The organism is Orbaceae bacterium lpD04 (assembly GCA_036251935.1).
Taxonomy (GTDB): Bacteria; Pseudomonadota; Gammaproteobacteria; order Enterobacterales; family Orbaceae; genus Orbus; species Orbus wheelerorum.
Genome location: CP133967.1, coordinates 1,706,358 through 1,725,218 on the forward strand (window position 1 = coordinate 1,706,358; position 18,861 = coordinate 1,725,218).

General features: G+C 35.3%; 19 protein-coding genes and 1 pseudogene. All 20 read right to left on the reverse strand.

Annotated elements, in window-relative coordinates; genetic code table 11:
• Nucleotides 1–113 precede the first annotated feature (113 nt).
• The gene (gene celB, locus RHO14_07685) at nucleotides 114–1,448 is read right to left on the reverse strand and encodes a PTS cellobiose transporter subunit IIC (GenBank protein WVD70235.1); all 1,335 of its coding nucleotides are present in this window, start codon (nucleotides 1,446–1,448) and stop codon (nucleotides 114–116) included.
• Nucleotides 1,449–1,462: 14 nt separating this feature from the next.
• Nucleotides 1,463–1,960 carry a hypothetical protein gene (locus RHO14_07690; protein WVD70236.1) on the reverse strand — a complete coding sequence of 166 codons (498 nt, stop codon included), beginning with the start codon at nucleotides 1,958–1,960 and terminating at the stop codon, nucleotides 1,463–1,465.
• A 1-nt stretch (nucleotide 1,961) separates the two neighbouring features.
• Complete coding sequence (locus RHO14_07695; protein ID WVD70237.1) at nucleotides 1,962–2,312, reverse strand: PTS cellobiose transporter subunit IIA; 351 nt, start codon at nucleotides 2,310–2,312, stop codon at nucleotides 1,962–1,964.
• Nucleotides 2,313–2,314: 2 nt separating this feature from the next.
• The gene (locus RHO14_07700) at nucleotides 2,315–4,327 is read right to left on the reverse strand and encodes a PRD domain-containing protein (GenBank protein ID WVD70238.1); all 2,013 of its coding nucleotides are present in this window, start codon (nucleotides 4,325–4,327) and stop codon (nucleotides 2,315–2,317) included.
• A gap of 169 nt (nucleotides 4,328–4,496) precedes the next feature.
• Nucleotides 4,497–4,814 carry a PTS cellobiose transporter subunit IIB gene (locus tag RHO14_07705; GenBank protein WVD70239.1) on the reverse strand — a complete coding sequence of 106 codons (318 nt, stop codon included), beginning with the start codon at nucleotides 4,812–4,814 and terminating at the stop codon, nucleotides 4,497–4,499.
• Between the two features lie 25 nt (nucleotides 4,815–4,839).
• On the reverse strand, nucleotides 4,840–6,276 hold the full coding sequence (locus RHO14_07710; GenBank protein WVD70240.1) for a 6-phospho-beta-glucosidase: 1,437 nt from the start codon (nucleotides 6,274–6,276) through the stop codon (nucleotides 4,840–4,842).
• A 786-nt stretch (nucleotides 6,277–7,062) separates the two neighbouring features.
• Complete coding sequence (locus RHO14_07715) at nucleotides 7,063–7,662, reverse strand: hypothetical protein (protein ID WVD70241.1); 600 nt, start codon at nucleotides 7,660–7,662, stop codon at nucleotides 7,063–7,065.
• Between the two features lie 210 nt (nucleotides 7,663–7,872).
• Nucleotides 7,873–8,229 (reverse strand): hypothetical protein, encoded by a 357-nt coding sequence (locus RHO14_07720; GenBank protein WVD70242.1) that lies wholly within the window; start codon nucleotides 8,227–8,229, stop codon nucleotides 7,873–7,875.
• Nucleotides 8,230–8,267: 38 nt separating this feature from the next.
• Nucleotides 8,268–8,560 (reverse strand): annotated as a pseudogene (locus RHO14_07725) (hypothetical protein).
• Between the two features lie 149 nt (nucleotides 8,561–8,709).
• Nucleotides 8,710–9,195 carry a hypothetical protein gene (locus tag RHO14_07730; GenBank protein WVD70243.1) on the reverse strand — a complete coding sequence of 162 codons (486 nt, stop codon included), beginning with the start codon at nucleotides 9,193–9,195 and terminating at the stop codon, nucleotides 8,710–8,712.
• A 10-nt stretch (nucleotides 9,196–9,205) separates the two neighbouring features.
• Nucleotides 9,206–9,973 (reverse strand): CPCC family cysteine-rich protein, encoded by a 768-nt coding sequence (locus tag RHO14_07735; GenBank protein WVD70244.1) that lies wholly within the window; start codon nucleotides 9,971–9,973, stop codon nucleotides 9,206–9,208.
• A 21-nt stretch (nucleotides 9,974–9,994) separates the two neighbouring features.
• The gene (locus tag RHO14_07740; GenBank protein ID WVD70245.1) at nucleotides 9,995–10,501 is read right to left on the reverse strand and encodes a hypothetical protein; all 507 of its coding nucleotides are present in this window, start codon (nucleotides 10,499–10,501) and stop codon (nucleotides 9,995–9,997) included.
• A 263-nt stretch (nucleotides 10,502–10,764) separates the two neighbouring features.
• Nucleotides 10,765–11,166, reverse strand: coding sequence for a hypothetical protein (locus RHO14_07745; protein ID WVD70246.1), 402 nt, complete (start codon nucleotides 11,164–11,166; stop codon nucleotides 10,765–10,767).
• Nucleotides 11,167–11,948: 782 nt separating this feature from the next.
• A complete protein-coding gene (locus RHO14_07750; GenBank protein WVD70247.1) occupies nucleotides 11,949–12,284 on the reverse strand; it encodes a hypothetical protein in 336 nt (111 codons plus the stop codon).
• Nucleotides 12,285–12,310: 26 nt separating this feature from the next.
• Nucleotides 12,311–13,900: a VENN motif pre-toxin domain-containing protein gene (locus RHO14_07755; protein ID WVD70248.1), complete on the reverse strand. Its 1,590-nt coding sequence runs from the start codon at nucleotides 13,898–13,900 to the stop codon at nucleotides 12,311–12,313.
• Complete coding sequence (locus RHO14_07760; protein WVD70249.1) at nucleotides 13,792–14,979, reverse strand: hemagglutinin repeat-containing protein; 1,188 nt, start codon at nucleotides 14,977–14,979, stop codon at nucleotides 13,792–13,794. Before RHO14_07760 ends, RHO14_07755 begins: the two co-directional genes overlap by 109 nt.
• Nucleotides 14,980–15,183: 204 nt before the next feature.
• Nucleotides 15,184–15,519: a hypothetical protein gene (locus RHO14_07765; protein WVD70250.1), complete on the reverse strand. Its 336-nt coding sequence runs from the start codon at nucleotides 15,517–15,519 to the stop codon at nucleotides 15,184–15,186.
• Nucleotides 15,516–17,180 (reverse strand): VENN motif pre-toxin domain-containing protein, encoded by a 1,665-nt coding sequence (locus RHO14_07770; protein WVD70251.1) that lies wholly within the window; start codon nucleotides 17,178–17,180, stop codon nucleotides 15,516–15,518. The genes RHO14_07765 and RHO14_07770 overlap by 4 nt, the downstream gene beginning before the upstream one ends.
• 461 nt (nucleotides 17,181–17,641) lie before the next feature.
• Complete coding sequence (locus RHO14_07775; GenBank protein ID WVD70252.1) at nucleotides 17,642–17,983, reverse strand: hypothetical protein; 342 nt, start codon at nucleotides 17,981–17,983, stop codon at nucleotides 17,642–17,644.
• An 8-nt stretch (nucleotides 17,984–17,991) separates the two neighbouring features.
• Nucleotides 17,992–18,594, reverse strand: coding sequence for a cysteine peptidase family C39 domain-containing protein (locus RHO14_07780; protein ID WVD70253.1), 603 nt, complete (start codon nucleotides 18,592–18,594; stop codon nucleotides 17,992–17,994).
• Between the last annotated feature and the right edge of the window lie 267 nt (nucleotides 18,595–18,861).

The window sequence follows — 18,861 nt, forward strand, 5'->3', positions numbered from 1 at the left end:
TAAACGCAAAAAAACTCAAGAGGAATGAAACAATTTATTGATACCCTTTGCAATAAAAACCCCCATTACTTTGGGGGTTATCAATATGTCACTGATAATGATGCTCGTTCAATCTATTTTTCAGCTTTTTTTTGTTCATCTTTATATAATTTATTGTCATAAAACTTCACAAAAGGAAGATAAATAAGTAGCGCAAGAATTGCTGATAATATTGCAACAACAATCGCTTTATAATCCCCCCCTGTGCTAATAAATGCCCCTAATCCTATCGGCGATGGCCAAGGAATTAATGCGACAATAGGTTGAATAATTTGCATATTAATTGCGAAATAACCTAACGTGCCGCACGCCATTGGCGCTAAGAAAAAGGGGATGGCTAAATAGGGATTATAAACAATTGGCATACCGAAAATAACGGGTTCGTTAATATTAAATATTGCAGGAACGGCAGATGCCCTACCTAATATTTTTAATTGGCTTGATTTTGCACAAAAAGCGATGAAAAAAGTCATCAATAGTGTTGCTCCAGAACCCCCAATAATAACAAGTGAATTGTTAAACTCACCAGCAAATGGAATATGGGCTCCCATCGTATTTTCAGACATATTAACCAGTGTAATAGGCGTTATTAACGCCCCAATAATACTTGCCCCATGAATACCAACAACCCATAGCGCATGGATTAAAAATAGGATCACCATGACACCCAGCCAGCTTTTAGTCAAATTGGTTACAAAGGTAAACGGAATAGCAATAACACTATAAATATCGGTGCCAAAATAAACTAATACACCATTAAGAATAATGACACTAAGCGCAATTACAAACGTTGGAATTAGTGCCGTAAAAGAACGTGAAACCCCCAATGGCACGGTTTCTGGCATTTTTATGACCCAATTGCGCCTGACGCATAAAAAATAGAGCTTGGTTGCTAAAGCGGCCATAATAATTGCAATAAAAATGCCACCGGTGCCTAAACGGACTATTCCCGATCCCATTCGAAATCCATTGATCACCTGCTCACTTTGGTTATTAATTAAACTGATCATGCCATTTTGTACAACTAATTCAGGCAACGTCATAAAAAAAGCAAACGTGGATAACATCGCACCATTAAGTGCATTAACATTAAGGCCTGTTTCTTCTGCTTCAATTTTAGTTAATTCGTAACCGACAACAAAGTTAAAATAAAGCGCTAAAATCCCGATTGTTGCAGTATTTGCAATCATATAAAGATCGCTGACCTTAAAAAACGTGCTTTCAAAAAAGCCTTGTAATCCAGTAAATGTCATTGGCAAAATATTAAAGACTAAAAACATAGAGCCAACGATAGTGAAAGGTACCGATGCCATTCCTGCTGCCATGACAGCACGTACTAGCTTAAATTGAGATATTTTTGCCATAGGCGTCATCAGATACTTTTGTAAAACCACAAATCCAGTATTCATTGAATTTTCCTTATTTAATTAATAATTTCTTCATAAGCTTGAATTCTTTTAAAATGTTTATCTTGGTCGAGCTTAATTTTATTTAGTTTTTTTAACATTAAAAATGAAATAGATAGGCTAAAAATAAGTAATACCGTTAATATATTTAAAACATCGTGTGTATTTTTTAGAAATGGGTAGAAATCGTTATACAAACGGGAATAAAGTGTAATAAGTAAGATGATGCAACTCACCACTAAAACACGATAAAAAAAATACGCATAAGGTAATTTGTTACTATGACAGCGATAGAGCTTAACTTGCTCCAATGCAGTAAATAGGCTTAAAATAAATAAAAACAACGGTAAAATAGCCGCAAATGATAACGAACCAATAAGAAATATAGCCCAATAAAGATTTAAAAATAAAAAAAAGGCAGTGGTATAACGAATAGCTAAAAATCGGTTGAAATACAGATTGGTCAAGCTGACTTTTTTCTGTATGTTTAACCCTTCCCTCATTATACTATTCATTTTAACCTCTTACATTGTTTGTAACACTGTTAAGTTGCATATATAAATAAGCCATTTCAATCGCCATTTCCCGCAAAGTCATCGTTGTCATTAAGTGATCTTGCGCATGAACCATAATAATTTCCATTTCAATTTTTTTGCCATTAGCATAGGATTGAAGTAGCTCCGTTTGTGATTTATGAGCTTGTAATATTTCGTCATTTGCCTCTTCGAGTAGTTGATTTGCCAATGTAAAATTAGCTTCTCGCATCGCTTTAAATGCTTGATGCGTTTTGGTTTTTGCATTACCACTATGCAAAATAATCGTAAATGCAACAAGTTGGATCTCTTCGGTGGTCATTTTTTCATTCATTACTAAGCTCCTTTTTCAATAAGCGTCATAAAAAGTTTTTTAAATTCAGTAAAGTTTTCAATCCGTAGCATTTTTTGTTGTACATCGAAATCCTCTATCAACGCGACAATCGCTTTCGTCATTATTGCTAAATGAGGATTTTGGTAAATAGAGGGGGAAATCATAAAAATAAAATGGACACTTGGGTAATTTTGATCCCAAAATAAGCCATTAGGCATAATTGCAATGCCTATTTTAGATAATTTACTCACCGCAATGGCTGGATGTGGCACAACAATGGTTTGGCTAAAAAAGATTTCACCTAATGCCATGCGATTTTCTATTTGCTGTTTCATCTCTTGTTTGTAATTTTTGGCTTCATCGAAAGCTAATAAATTGAGTAAATGGTCTAAAATTTCTGCTTTGCCTTTTACGGTTTCTTGGCAAAGATAAAAATAATCGGCGGCTAAATCATCAATGATTTGCTCAATATCGCTTAAATAACTACCCGCATTGATACTTGAATACATTACGTTCGGTTTTTTGCGATTTGATATAGGCGCTTTATAACATGAAAGATAACGGCGAATTTGCTGAACATCTTGCTCAGTTAGAAAAACTGAAACATGAAAAACCGGAATTTTAAATACTTTTGAGGAAAGATCGATTGACGAAATAATAAAATCGACATCGTTTAACATTTCAGTATTAGTTTCATAATACCCTTTTATCGCAACTATTTTTATTCGTTCATCAAATTCACTTTCAACACGAGTTTTTAATAGTTGAGCGCTACCAAGGCCTGTTGCACAAATAATAATTACTTTTGCTTTTTGTTCATTTTTTAATTTTTCAATAGACGCTAAAAAATGCAATGCTAAATATCCCCATTCATCATCGTTAATTTCAAACTGCATTAGATTAGGAAGCTGACCACAATAATGTTTGATTAGCGCTAAAAGTTCAGGATAATTTAGTTTAATTTCATCTAATAGAGGATTGTCTAATTTAATATTTTGCTCTAAACGTATCAACATCGGTTTTAAGTGCTGAATGAGCCCATTTTTTAATTGCTCATCTTGAGCAAAAAGATAACCGGTTTCTTGTTGGATTTTAAATAATAAATCGGTCAATGGCAGGCAGAGATCTAAATCTGATTCGTGTCGCATAAAATTAGATTTCGTCATTAAATGCAACGTTAAGTACATTTGCTCTTCTTTTGGAAAAGAAAACCCAATAATAGATTCAATTCTATCAATAATCTTTTTAGCAATTTGATATTCAACATTGGTTTTCGTTGCCTGAGGCATGCTTATATTTTGAATAGAAAGCCCTGATTGCAAACGTTTAATACTTAAAGCAAGGTGTAACACTACATTTTGGATCATTACATCAGATAATCTTATATTACCTTCACGGCATTCATCTAAAATGATAATGGTTAACATATCAAAACTGATCGCTTCGCAAAACTTATTTGAACTAGTTAGCTGCTGCAAAAAATTAACTGATTTTTGCCGAAAAAAATAACTCATAATAAAGTGCCGCTTAGCCCTTTCAAGTCCTTCAACAAACACGATTGATCTGTTTTTTTTAAGCGTTAATTCATACGGTATTAGCTGATTTTTTATTTCAGCAATATCTTTATTTAACTGGGATGTACTGATAAATAGGCATTCGGATAAATCATCAAGATCTATTTTTTGACTTTCTAATAAGAGTAAATTGAGTAAGTAATGTTTTCTTTCAGATGCTTCTCTGCTCTTCGATTGTTTTTCATTTGTATCTAAAAGATTGTGCATGATTAAAAATGAATTAAATGCCGACCTATCTTTAATTTGAAGCTGGAAGCCGTGTCCTTGCTTACTAATAATTTGTCCACCGTTATCTTCAATAACCTCTTTTAAGTCTTTAAGATAAGTTCGAACAGTGCGATCAGATAATGATAAGTCGATAGCAAGATCAGTGCTGGTTTTAAATGTATTTTTAGACCGAGCGAGCAAACTAATTAGTTCACGTTGCTTATTTTTTATCATTATCATCGGTATCCATAATTATTGAAAATAATGCGCCCTTTGCCACAAAGCTTGCAATTAAGGCATTTTACCTAACAGAAAATAAGCGTAGCTTAACTGTTACATTAATTTTTAGATGGCGCCAAATGACGACACCTAAAAAATAATGAGGAGCAATACATCATAATTCTCATTTAATACTATCTTCGATAAGGTTTGCTAGCTGCTCAATGCCTGATGGGATCGGAATATATGCAGGAAAAGGAATACTAACCACCGGTTTACCCACCTCATCGCCCAACTTTTTCAGATTATCAAACATCATCATAGTTTGTGGACTGATTAAAAACAGCGAGAAATCACTATTTTTAATCATACCATTACCTTCGGTTGCAGAAACGGCATCAACAGAAATCGCTTTATCTTTACTTACAAAATAGTCTGTTACTTTTTTTGCCATTAAAGATGATGACATGCCTGAAGCACAGATAATTAACGCTTTTTTCATATATTCTCCTAATGATAATTGGTATTTAGAGTGTTTCCCCATTCGATAAGATAACTTGCTTATACCACGCAAATGATGCTTTTCGACGACGCGCTAATGTGCCATTGCCTTTGTTATCTTTATCTACATATATAAACCCATAACGTTTTTCCATTTCACCCGTGCCGGCTGAAACCAGATCAATACAGCCCCAAGGCGTATAGCCAATTAAGTCAACGCCATCTTCTTCAACGGCCAGTTTCATTTGTTTGATATGTTCACGTAGGTATTCAATGCGGTAAGGATCATCAATTGTGCCATCGGCCTTAATTTGGTCATAAGCCCCAAAACCATTTTCAACAATAAAGAGTGGCAGTCGATACATATCAGTCAACCAATTTAACGTATAACGTAATCCTTCTGGATCAATTTGCCATCCCCAATCTGACGCTTTTACATATTGATTGCGAACAAGATCGGTACTTTCATTATAATCATAGGTATCATTACCTGCTTTTTTGTTAATAGCATATGACATGTAATAACTAAAGCCAATGTAATCAACAGTGCCTTTTTTTAAGATGTTAAGATCGTCATTGGTAATATCTAATGCAAATCCTTTACGTTGCCAATATTTTTTAATGTAGTTTGGATAACTGCCATGAACATGAACATCAGTAAAAAAATAACGGCGCTCCATCGCTTTTTGCGCCATTAATATATCGCCAGGTTTACATGTTTGAGGATAAATTGGCACCACGGCAATCATGCAACCAATTTGAAAATCAGGATTAATTTGATGACCAATTTGAACCGATTTTGCACTGGCAACAAGTTCATAATGAGCGGCTTGGTACATAATTAATTCACGGTTATCACCTGCTTTATAAAAGATACCTGAATTCGTAAATGGAGCAAAATCTTCATTAAAATTAGCTTGATTATTTATTTCATTAAACGTCATCCAATATTTGACCTTATTTTTATAACGTTTGAAGCAAACTTCCGCAAAGCGGACAAAAAAATCAATTAATTTTCGATTACTAAAACCACCATACTGCGTAACCAAATGATAAGGTAGCTCAAAATGAGAAAGCGTTACAATCGGCTCAATATTATGTTTTAAGCATTCATCAAATAGCGCATCATAAAATTTCAACCCTTCTTCATTTGGTGTCAGTTCATCACCTTTAGGGAAGATACGAGTCCAAGCAATGGAGGTTCTAAAACACTTAAATCCCATTTCAGCAAAAAGTGCCATATCCTCTTTATATTGATGGTAAAAATCAATTGCCTCATGATTGGGATAGTATTCACCTGCAATCACGCCTTCGGTAATTTTACGATGACTTTTCGGTGAGCCTACCGTCATAACGTCAGCAACGCTAATTCCCTTCCCTCCAGCTTGCCACGCACCTTCAAGTTGATGAGCGGCAACTGCGCCACCCCATAAAAAATCTTTTGGTAATCCTTTATTATTCATAATTAAGTACCTATCGTTGATTTTAAATTTAAAATTATTATAAAAAGGAAAAAAATAAATTACTAACCAACTTTTTCCTTATCGATCAGGAAAAATTAATCTTAATGAAAAAATAATGCAGAAATTAGCCATGATAGCTAAAAATACATCTTGATATTAACGCCTTATTAGGCAATAGTCGGTTATATTGTCAAAGCTAATGATAGGGCATGAAGGCTTTTAAATACGAGGATTGATTAAATAATTTAACAAGATGCTATTGTTAACTTTGGCCTTGTTAACTAGCCTTTTCAATCAAAGAATTGAGTTAGAAAATTAATTCATTATTAAAAATGAATAATTTTTCGATAATGTGATAGTACTTTCCAATAAATCACTATCAATAATAGTAAAATCATCTTTTAGTGCAAATTTGCATTCTTTAAATAAGGGCATTATAATTTATCTATTCATAAGTTCTTCAATACAAATCATAGAACTAAAATTATATCGATAAAGGTATAATATTTCTCATTTGCTAAAGATCTTAATACCTAGACGACGACACTCTAAACACCACATAAATATACTAGCAGGTATAGTTAACAAAGAAATTTTTAGTGCTAGAATAATATATTCTTTTTCATACAAAAAACAATCATAACTAACATAAATATATAATGCATAAACAAAGCTTATTACAATGATTGTTAAAAATAGACCTAAATACATTGCTGTACATAAAAAAAATAAACCATAATATTTATTCATCTTTCTTTTCATTTTTATATTTTCTCATTTTATCGATTAGATAATTAGTACCTTCACTTGAGCCAGAACTAAATACCCCCCTGCATATGCGGGAATAGAGCTTTCTATATAATTACCTGTGAAACCAGTAAAACCATTACTTGCCTCGTATAGATACTTATTTGCTACTGGATTAAGTTTATTCTGAAAAAAACCTTGAGCATATTTCCCGGCTCCATAACCAATAAGTGAAGAAGTTCCAGCAATTACTCCTCCTACAACAGGATCCTCGTCTTTTAAGTAACTAGATGTCGCAGCTCCCGCAACTCCCCAACCGACAGTACCATAACCTCCAGTTATAACACCAACTACGGTCCATATACCAACATCAGTGGCATTAACATCCCCTGTAGTTATAGCATTCATACGTCCACTAATCGCACCACCGATGATTGCACTTTCAGGTAATAGTGGAGAAGCAACTACTCCAGCGGCAACACCAGCTGTAACTCCAGCAAGAATAACACCACCTTCTGCTGCATTTTTCTTATCTTCATCTGATATTTTTTCTGATGTGTAGTAACCTTTAAGCGCAGTACTTAATCCAAACATTGAAGCACCCCAATTATTCTCAACCGCATTTTTACTACCAGCCACCGCGGTACTAACATCACCAATATTACCGCCACTTCCAGCTGCAACAGCAAGGCAACTGGCTGGAACAGTTCGGATTTACCACCTGCAAACCCGTCACCATTACCGCTAAAAAGGGGCAACTTATTATTGAACTTGCGAAGTAGATCGCATAAGTAAGAGATAACTAAGCCAGTTCTCCATGATAGATAGCAGGATTGGAAAATATCAAATTTAATCTTTTTGATAACGCTCATCTTGAACAACATAAGGTTCAGCAATCTCGTTCCATACAACCTGTGCCATTTTTTGCCATTCAGTCGGATTTTGTTGCTTTGCAATATAACCCATAATTAAATTAACTGACTGATTAAATTGCTCTTTATCTAACTCTACAAATGAATAAAACTTTAGATATTCACCTTCCTCAGACTTTATTATTTCATGTAATTTAGAGTGGCTAGGCAAAAATACCGCATCGAGCAGATCACCAAAAGCATCCCAATAGCTACCGTTTACATAAGTTGATTTAAATTTATCTTCAGTTTTTTCATTTTCATCATTTTGACTAAAAAATATAACTGCCCCCATGTTATTACCTCATAATAATAATTTTATCTTGCTGTGACTTAGGTAGTGTTTTTATATGATCCATAAATATTTTTTTGATTAGCTGGCGTTAATACTCTAAAATCAACAGGAACAAAATCAGCTTTTTCCAAATGTTTCCGAATAACCTCTTTACCTTTACCCTCATTCATATTTTTTCATAAAACTTATTTATGCCATCAATTTCGTTTTGTGATAGTTTATCAGTTGTATACAATGCATCTACTGTTTTACCTTTATTTGGGCCAGATGTGATGACAAAATCTGGAGATGTGCCCTGCGTTGCTCCAGATGGTGACGTATAACGCTCCATTTTACATAAAGATGACTCAAGCTGTGCAGCCGCTGCCGCTTCGGTTGGTTTTAATTTACCACTGCCACCAAGATCTGGCGTATTCAGACGATCCTATCCTTCTAACGGTGTTTGCTTAATAAAATCATCGCTATTTTTAGTGATTAGCCCTATCTCCCCTTTCCAGCTTCTTTTTTTAATACTGTTAAAGTATTGTATTTGGCATCATAAATAACATCTTTGGTGATTGCTTTAACTTGATCAACTGCTGCGGTTTCCCGTTTTTTAGCAAAAACGGGATCTTTCTTCATTGCCTCAGCGAGTATTTTTATCTCTTCTTGTGTCAATTTGGCGCCACAACCAACACCAGCCATAAGTCCCATTGACGTGGCATCTGCGCCTATAAGTTCAATTGAAAAAGTACCTACACTATTTAGACATAATAAAGGATTTCCCAAACACGCTGATATTGCTGGAATAGCTGCTTCTAAAGCAATCGGAGCAGCAATTGCTACACCTAAAACTATGACCTGTGGCGTACCATATTTTTCTAGCCCATCATTATAACCTTTAATACCATCATCGATTGTTTTTTGCTCACATTCTTTATCACCACTACATCTAGATTCTGCAGCCTTAACTAAAGCCAGACCCAAATTATTATTCTCAACAACTGCTTTTTCTACATTTTAATCTAGCTTGATTCAAACTAATCTTATTATCGCCATTTTTATAATCAGGATCTAATGTTTGTAAAGGATCATCAATCCAGCTACAAATAGAACAAACTTCCTCTTTTCCTTGCTGATTTAATGTATGATTACCACAGCAAGGACATTGGTATAATAAGTTAAGGGAGTTAATATTTAACCAATCACCATCTTTAATCTTTATTACATTCATTGTTTTATCAATAATAATTATTTTATTGAATTCATTGTTAAAATTAGTAAATATTTTTTTTCTTAGATCTTTAAATGTAACAGGTGAATCAATTAAATTAATTACGATATTTTTATGCTCAGCATTTTTAATTATCTTTTTTATTTCTTTTAAAATAATGTTTATTTTATTAATCGTTGGGGAATAATTGTAAAAAAAATCATTATTAATTTTGTAAAATGGAATTTTTATATTTGGCGATATACTATTAACTTGTGCCTTATATCCAAATAAAACTAGTACTTCTATACTTTTAATACCTCTTATAACTGATCTTCTATATTTAAGAATAAAATTAACCCAATTAGCTACAACAACAATTCCTCCACAGACAATCATCTTTTTAATCGGAAATTGAGTGATAATTTTTTGCCAATCAAAATGAGCATAGCTTATTAATTCTAATAATATAAATGCCCCTAAATAGGCTACAGGAAAAATAATTATACCTAAAAAAGTTAAACGAAAAAAAAGCAATAAATAAAATTTCATTATTAATTCTCTATTTCTTTATCATTTATTTGTTTGTTTCATATCATCACTAATATAGTCAGTGGCATTGTCACTAACAGCTTCTGATATAATCGAACCTACAATAGGCCCAGCAACTTTATCTACAACACTCCCACTACCACCACCAATAACCCCGCCAATAGTGCTAGAAACAGGATCTTTTCCATTTATTAGTGAACTAACAAAACCACTACTACCTCCTAATATAGAATTACCAACTACACCAAATTTTGAGCCTGCAGCACCTGTTATTGCAGATAAACTAAAATCAGTTAAATTAAACTGATCAAGAGGTTTGTTTATCAACTGATACACACCATTACTTCCAGCACTAATCACAGAACTTTGCACAATAGCAACAGGGACACCAGCTTCAATAGCAACTGCTGCAGCTCCTACGATAACTCCTGGCGCACTATAAATATAAACAATCTCTGTACTGCCAGTTGACATCCCTTTACCTTTAATAAGTTCCCCAAATGCTTCAATAACCTCTTCTCTATTCATATATTCCGCTGGAGTTTTAGCTATAGAAGTATAATTTGCTCCTGTTTCTGGTGATAAACCAATAAAATCAACACCATTCAATGAACTAAACTCATTATTCTCAACCGCATTTTTACTACCTGCAACCGCGGTACCAACATCACTGACATTACCACCACTTCATGCGGCAACTAAGTTACTCAAAATCAGCTTTTGTTAACTGACCTGATTTATATAAATCAACTTAACAATATCAACCTTGGTTCAGAGTGACATATATAAAATCAATTAAGAATATCTTTACTCACATTACCATTTTCATAAAATTCTTTAAATACTTGTATTACTAATGAAAAATCAGTAACGGTAGAAGCTTTTGCATAAGATTCTCCTAGTATAGATATAAATTCTTTAGAGACTGAATTATCATAAAAGGTTCTAACTTCAATATCCCCATTAGTCATTAATGTTTCTAACATAATTAGATAATTATAATCAGAGTAAAGTACCATTTTATAAGGACGATGTTTATGTTCCTGATTATTGTCTAAAACTAAAACACCATTATATTTTTTTAAGATATTAAGATAATTAGTGAGTTCGTCAATTGACGGAGCTTTCTTTATAGGTAACTGAACTCGTGTATTTTTATCTAAATAATACCCACCTAACTCAAATCTAAACATAATTGTTTAACCTCTTTTATTGATTTTATTCCTTACTTCCAGACATAAGTTTTGGGTAATCCTGTCTTATTATATACCGATTATACTAGTGTCCGTCACCAGCCTGCTAACAATTGTTGTAGCTGGCTTCACCTTAAATAGCGCCAAATAAGGCGACTGGTACCAGCTAGCCTACCTGAGATATTAGATTGCTTTTTTCGTTCAAAATCTATCGTGATATATGTTTTTAATATAAAAATTGCGGCTGCAGCTTAAAGCTTATTAGTAAAATGATGGTGGGTTATGTCCGAATTGAAGATAGATAGTTTTTGCAATTGTTTCCGGAGATTGAGGGGCTGCTGAAAGAAAATAAGACGATGGTTAAGATGTTTTTAATTAAACAATGAAATAAATATAAAACAATATATGAACGTAGCAGTAACAGGAGGTAACCTGATACCAATGCTTAATTATCATGACTAACGCCCATTCTACGGCAAAAACCGATAAAACCATAACCACAAGTAAAACATTGCGAGAGTTCTCGCAGTAGCATTATATTACTTGCTATATCATCGTCCGCCATGAACCTAAAGCAAACCGAACGCAGCCCCACTACAGCAAATACCCAGCACTACACCTAAAAGGGAACTGGCTGGAACAGTTCGGCTTTGCGCCCGGGCAGCCCGTTATAATTACTGCAAAAAAGGCAAGTTGATTGTCCAACTTACGAAGCCGATCGCATAGTTGAAAGATAATTTAGTCAGTTCTGCGAAGTAGATAGCAAAACTGGGTTAAACATTTTAAGACTGGTACAATGGGGAGCTCTGCATCTTTGGCTTAATTTCATTAAACCAAGCCTTATAAACAAGTTCTTTAGGATAGTGATTATAAAAATTCTCTATCTTATCTAAATCAATTTCAATAGCTTTCTCAAGCTGTTTGTAACATTGCATATATTGTTCTTGGGTTAATTCACTAAAATCAATATACCCGTAAAACATATCATAAAAAAAATAAACTTTTTCATCTACACCCACTTGCTGAATATAAGGTCTCCAATAATCAGCAAGAACATCAATAAACGTAGAACCAAAACCTGTAACATTATCTTTACCAAAAACAAAAGCATTTGCCATAATTACCTCATAATATAAAGTTTTGATTACTGTGATTTTGATAAAGTATTGATATAGCTTTCAAGTCGTTGTTGATTTTCAAGTGTCAACTTTCTAAAATCCAAAGGAACAATATCAGCTTTATCTAAATGAGTATGAAGAACTTCAATATTGTTATCCCAATTATTGTTAAAAAATTGATTCATGGCATTGATTTCTTTTTCTGTACCATTAGCAGTGGTGAACATAAAATCAACTGTTTTCCCTTTATTTGGGCCGCTTGTAAAAACAAAATCAGCTAAATTATCCTTATCTTTAATACGTTCAACTTTTCCACCTAACAATTTTTCTAAATCAGTCGCAGCTGAACCTTCTGCTAACTTTACTTTTCCTGCATGTGGATCTACTGTTAATTTGCCAACACGATCAACTTCACTCTTTATTGTTTCTGACTCTTTTGTAGTTAATTTATTACCAGAAGATAGACTTGAAGAGGCTAAATTAGCCAACCCTTTTGCTGAAGCTAAACCTGTTGCGGCATTAAACAACAAATCCCCATTAGATTCAGAAATATTTAGTAATTTCGCCAGTCCTTTTCCTGTTTGTGTTGCATAACTCTTACCATCAATAATCACTGTCACTCCAGTTGTCGCATTATCAATGGCAGACCAAGTTAATAATGCACTTGGAGCACACCCAACTACGCTTGTACAAGCAGGAGAAAGCGTCATTGCTAAAGCCCCTTCTCCTGCTGCAAATCCAACTTGGAGTGCCCCACCTACACGGGTTGTCACACTGTATTCATTATTAATATAAGCAGCTGAATCTACAAACTTATCAACACTTGTATACTCAAACAGCTTTTCAACGGTTTCATAAGTAATTGGATAAAAACCAGTTACATCTGGTACAAAATTCGTTTTTATATACTCTTGCAACGCTAACGCTTCACGGTAAGATTTTAGCTCATCAGTACTACCTAGCTCTTCCAATGTTTGATATAGCTTTTTCATTGGATCATCGTCAGCGAGTTCCGCTGAACAATTTATTAATGTACAAGCTGCTGCCTGATAAAGTAGCTTTTCTTGTTCATTATCTTTAGCTAGTCCATCGATTGGCTTTTGCTCTTCAACCGTAGCCAAACGGTTATTCTCAACTGCATTCTTACTACCAGCAACCGCGGTACCAACATCACCAATATTACCGCCACTTCCTGCTGCAACAGCAAGGCCACTGGCTAATTGCGCTAAGGCGCTGATGTTTTCTTTTTCAGCTTGGGTTAAGTTGCTTGGGTCTCGATCATTATACAGGGTTTTACGAATATAATCAGCTGCCGCTTCACCCGAAACCGCACCAATACCGCCCGCTAATGCCGAGTTACCTTGTGCGGCTGCAACTCCGGCACCGAGGAGCGCATGAGCGATTAAATTGGCTGCTTTATCCTCGGTCTTCCAATCTTTGGCCGCCTCATCATAATGACCGGTTTGCTTTTTAATTTGCTCAGCCAAATAAGGTGCACTGGCGCCAGCTAGCCCACCGGTAATATCGCCACTAATAATGCCGATAACAATGGCACTGGCCGCATCAAGCCCTTTGCTAAAGCCATCGCCCATACTACCAATGCCATTTTTCTGCACCAGTTGATTGACCGTATAATTATAAATCGCTTCTGGTGTCGATTTAAGGCTTCGATAGCTTCGTCTTTTTGTTTATCACTTACGCCACCTTGCGCTTTCAGTTCAAGCTGCGCCTCTATCTTACTGTATTTTTGCCCTAAGTTTTTACCTTGTACAACAATGTCCCGAACTAAATCGATGGCATCCATGCGGTCTTGTTCTTTTTGTTTATCAAAGATTTGTCCTAATGGATTATTGGCGTTTTCAGTGTTACGGCTTAACTCATCAATATTTTGTTTTTGCTCATCTTGATTACGCACAATTAACTTGCCGTCTTCTACCGCTGACTTGGTGGTACTTGAAGCGCTATCACTGTTGTGATAAATCGATGGCATACCCGCTGTCGGTGATGTGCCGCTAGTACCAATACTTACCGATACATGGCTGACATCAAAGTCGGCTTTGTTTTCAATATCACTAAAGCTAATGGTGCCAGTGTCGAGTTTATTGTTTGATTTATCCTCAGCGGTTGAGGCAATGACCGCCCCTTTAAGGTCGGTATTATTGCCAACGGTCACATCAAAGCCATTTTTACCAGCAAAAATACCCGACTGGTCGGTGACGCTGGCCCAATTACTGTCCATTTTGGTTTGTGATAACGCTAAGTTACCACTAAAACCTGTACCAAATGAGCCATTGACCGAAGCGGTGATTTTATCATAATCGTAGTAGTCACTGTCTTGCAATGACTCAATATTGAGGTTATGACCCACGTCCAATTTAACGCTATCGCCTTTTAACTGCGCACCGACCAAGCTGGTATTATTACCGGTTTTAACTGTCAGGTTTTTACCGGCATCAACAATCCCTTCACTCCACGCGCTGCCATCGGCATTTTCACGCTCACGGCTAAAGTTGGCATTACCAGTAAAGCGCAGTCCCGTTTGGTCGCCACCGACCGTAAAACTGATCCCCACGCCGCCGCCATAGCTTTTTTCATCTTTATCGCTATGCTGCGTATTGACTGCGCCTAGCATCGTTAAATCGTGGCCCGCATCAAGGCTAATATCTTGCCCCGTTTTAACCTCACTGCCTTTCACCGACAAGTCTTTCCCGCATTAACCGTCACATTGCCTTCAGTGCTACCGACAGTGCTTGCTTGGTAGCCTCGCTGCGTGTCCGTTGTGGTGGTAGAAGGCACTATAAACTAGGATTTATTTCGCCAGCTAAATTTGAGTATAATTTATTAAAAACTGCCTAAAAGTGTCTCCAATTTTAGTTGACCGTTACAAGGATTATATTTACTATTTATTAGAGAGGTCCATAGCAATAGCTAGAGTCAACTTAGATGATTTATCCTTAATTTTTTTAGAATATTCATTTAATGATTCTACATGTATATCACTAATTGAATAATCTAACCGGGACAATTCAAACTCGATAATATACTCACCATTAACTAACAAAGTATATATATCCTCAGCTTGTTCGATAATTTGACTTAAACAATAACTATGTTTAACTTCGTCAAAATGACTAACTAAGAGATTATATATAACCTCATCACTTAAAAGAATCCGCTCAAATTTTTCTAATCTCTCTCTTATTAAGCTTTCTGTCCTAGAACCTATTAATCTCATTTTATTCTTCCTGGTGTTGTTGTAATCAAATTACCTTTACTAAATTTATCTACACCTATATTTTTATCAAATGTAATAACTCGCTCGAAACGAGGCCCATCAGCACTATCAATAACTCTACTAATAGGTACTTTAGAAACTTGCTTACTTTGAAGTATTGTTTTCAATTCAGATTGACTAATTGTGAATTGGCTAGCATTTTTATCTGAAAAATGGCGCTCAACAACATGATTCCAGCCAGTCTTATTATCGCCATTTTGAATATTAATACGAGACTGAGTAATTAAATGTTCTAATTCAGCCTTGGCAACTATCGTATCTGATCCATTTGATACCTTATAACCATTACTTGTTGTACCAGTCATCCCCTTTCCTGGAATTGTTGCCGTACTACTTGACTGAGAGCCTGGATTTGTCACTGACACAGAATCTGATATTCCTCCTGTATGTTCTACTTTTGGCACATCAATCGAAGAGCCACTTGTCGGTGTTTCAACTTTAGTCGGAGGACTACTTGCTTGAGCTCCTAAGTTTGATGATGATTTGGAATTATTTGTTTCAGTTGGTTTTAAAATATTATCTGTTTTGTTAATAATTTTACCACCAGTAGAAATCAGCTCATTACCTAACTTGTCCACCATTTTTACTTTTTGACCATAACCTAAAGTAAATACACCAAGCACTCCCCACAAACGATCGACTTCATCTCCAGATAAACTTCTACCTTTCCAGATGATATAAATTGAGTCAGCTTCACCAACTAATGGTGATAAGGTTGTAAACTCAATAAGTTGGCTAACACCTTTATCAAACTCCTTTTTAATAACTTCATTAACTTTACCCGTACAAACTTGAGCACTCATTCCTGACGTACATATATCTGCTGCAATTTTTGCAACTCTTTCTTCATGTTGTTTATCAAAAATTTCAATAAAATTATCATTTCTATTAAAACCTGTTAGCTGTTGTAATTCATTATTCTCAACTGTATTCTTACTACCGGCAACCGCGGTACCCGTGTCGGCAATGCTTCCGCCACTTCCTGCGGCAACAGCTAAGCCACTGGCGATTTGCGCAAGGGCGCTGATATTGGCTTTTTCTTGTTCGGTTAAGTCTTTAGGATCTCGATCATCATACAAGTTTTTACGAATATAATCAGCCACAACTTCGCCACTTACGGCGCCAACCCCACCGGCTAATGCTGAGTTACCTTGTGCTGCTGCAACCGCAGCACCGAGGAGCGCATGAGCAATTAAATTAGCTGCTTTATCATCAGTCTTCCAATCTTTGGCCGCCTCATCATAATGACCGGTTTGCTTTTTAATTTGCTCAGCCAAATAAGGCGCACTGGCGCCAGCTAGTCCACCGGTAATATCGCCACTAATAATGCCGATAACAATGGCACTGGCCGCATCAAGCCCTTTGCTAAAGCCATCACCCATACTACCAATGCCATTTTTCTGCACCAGTTGATTGATGGTATAGTTTTCAATATCTTTGTCGCTGGCATTCTTACCTAAGGCTGCGATAGCAGCATCTTTTTGTTCGTTACTTACGCCGCCTTGCGCTTTTAGTTCAAGCTGCGCCTCTATTTTACTGTATTTTTGCCCTAAGTTTTTACCTTGTACAACAATGTCCCGAACTAAATCGATGGCATTCATTTAACAGTGCATTAGCTTGCTTAGTTTTCGTTCAAAATTTATCGTGATATATGTTTTAATATAAAAATTGCGGCTGTAGATCATAGCTTATTAGTGAGATGATAGCGGGTTATGTCCGATTTAATGACAGAGAGTTTTTTAAGCTGATTAAAGCGATTGAGAAGCTGCCGAAAGAAGATAAGATAATGGTTAAGATATTTTTAGTTAAACAATGAAATAAATATAAAACAATATATTAATTCAGTAGTTACAGGCAAAAACCGATAAAACCAAAACCGCAAGTAAAACATTGCGATGGAGATCGCATAAGCAACAAATATGAAATAGATCGCAGAACTGAGTTAGGCTAAGAGGATTACAACAGAAAAAAACTAACCAATATTGATCATCGCCAAAATATAAATATAATGTTACAGACAAAGATATTGCAAGATCACTCACAATATCTTTAATGAAATGAATCAAATAATAAATGATTGCTTTACATCATCATTAAAAAGAACTAGTTTATATATATTTTCAAAGCACGCGCATTCCTTACTAAAGCTAATATCGCCTTCTATTTCTATCCTCACTGAATAGTATAAATAAATTCCACCAACAAGAACACCTAAAATCTCATCCTGAGACATTACAATATCAGCTATATTTGAAGGTAACATAATAAAAGGATCGTTTGGCATAAACTCTTCCTTATCTGAAATAAAAACCGTTATATTCTTCCCGCCTAAAACATAAAAATATCCTTGCAAATAAACGAAGCCAGATTGATGTTTATTAATTATTTCATTTACTGATGTCATCTTTTTTCCTACTTTGATTTAGAATTAGTAAAAATTGCCTGTCCTGTGAATTTCTGTTTAAATTCATCGAGAGGAGTAAAATATTGGCGCCCTCCAGCAGGATCTCTAATTGCAACAACCGCTTTACCATTTTTAACTGTTATACCATCAACAACAACAGCATGTCCGCCTCTATTTAAGTTAATCGCAACAATAACAGGGTTGCCTTGAGATGTAGCTATCGATATTTGTTCAAGTGATGCCTTAGAAATAAATCTAGCATCATTTACTCCTTGATTTTTTAAAGCTTTAGTCACATCTAACATACTTGCTCCTCCTGTTCCTACCTTAGAATCAGTAATAAGTTTGCCTAGGTCATATTCCTTTCCTAGAGTATTCAATGACATTGCACAAGAGTTTGCTCCACAAGTTGGAAAATTACCTTGGTTTAATACTAAGCGATCCCCATTTCTAACAATGCTTGTGCTAGTAGGATTACCAGGTTCTAATTTACTAACCTTAACTGGCGTCCATTTACCATCAATCCACTGTATTACTTTACCACCTAAAGTCGCTGTTGCCGTTCCTGCAACCGTATAAAAAGTTGCCTCGCCAACATCGTGCCCTGTCATACTACCAAGATTATTTAATGCTGTTTCAAAGGAGTCTGCTGGTATTTCTTTATTTAGCCAGTCAACTGGAATACTGCCTATTTTCTTACCAAAGTCCCAAGTATCACTACCGATTTGATCTAGTGAATTATCATCGATATAGCGAATCGTTTTATCAACGCCATCAATGGCTGAATCAACAAACTTATCAGGTGCATCCGTTATTCCCTCCCAAATAGCTTGAATTCTAGTATCATCAGGATAATATTTATTATCTAGTTTTTCCCA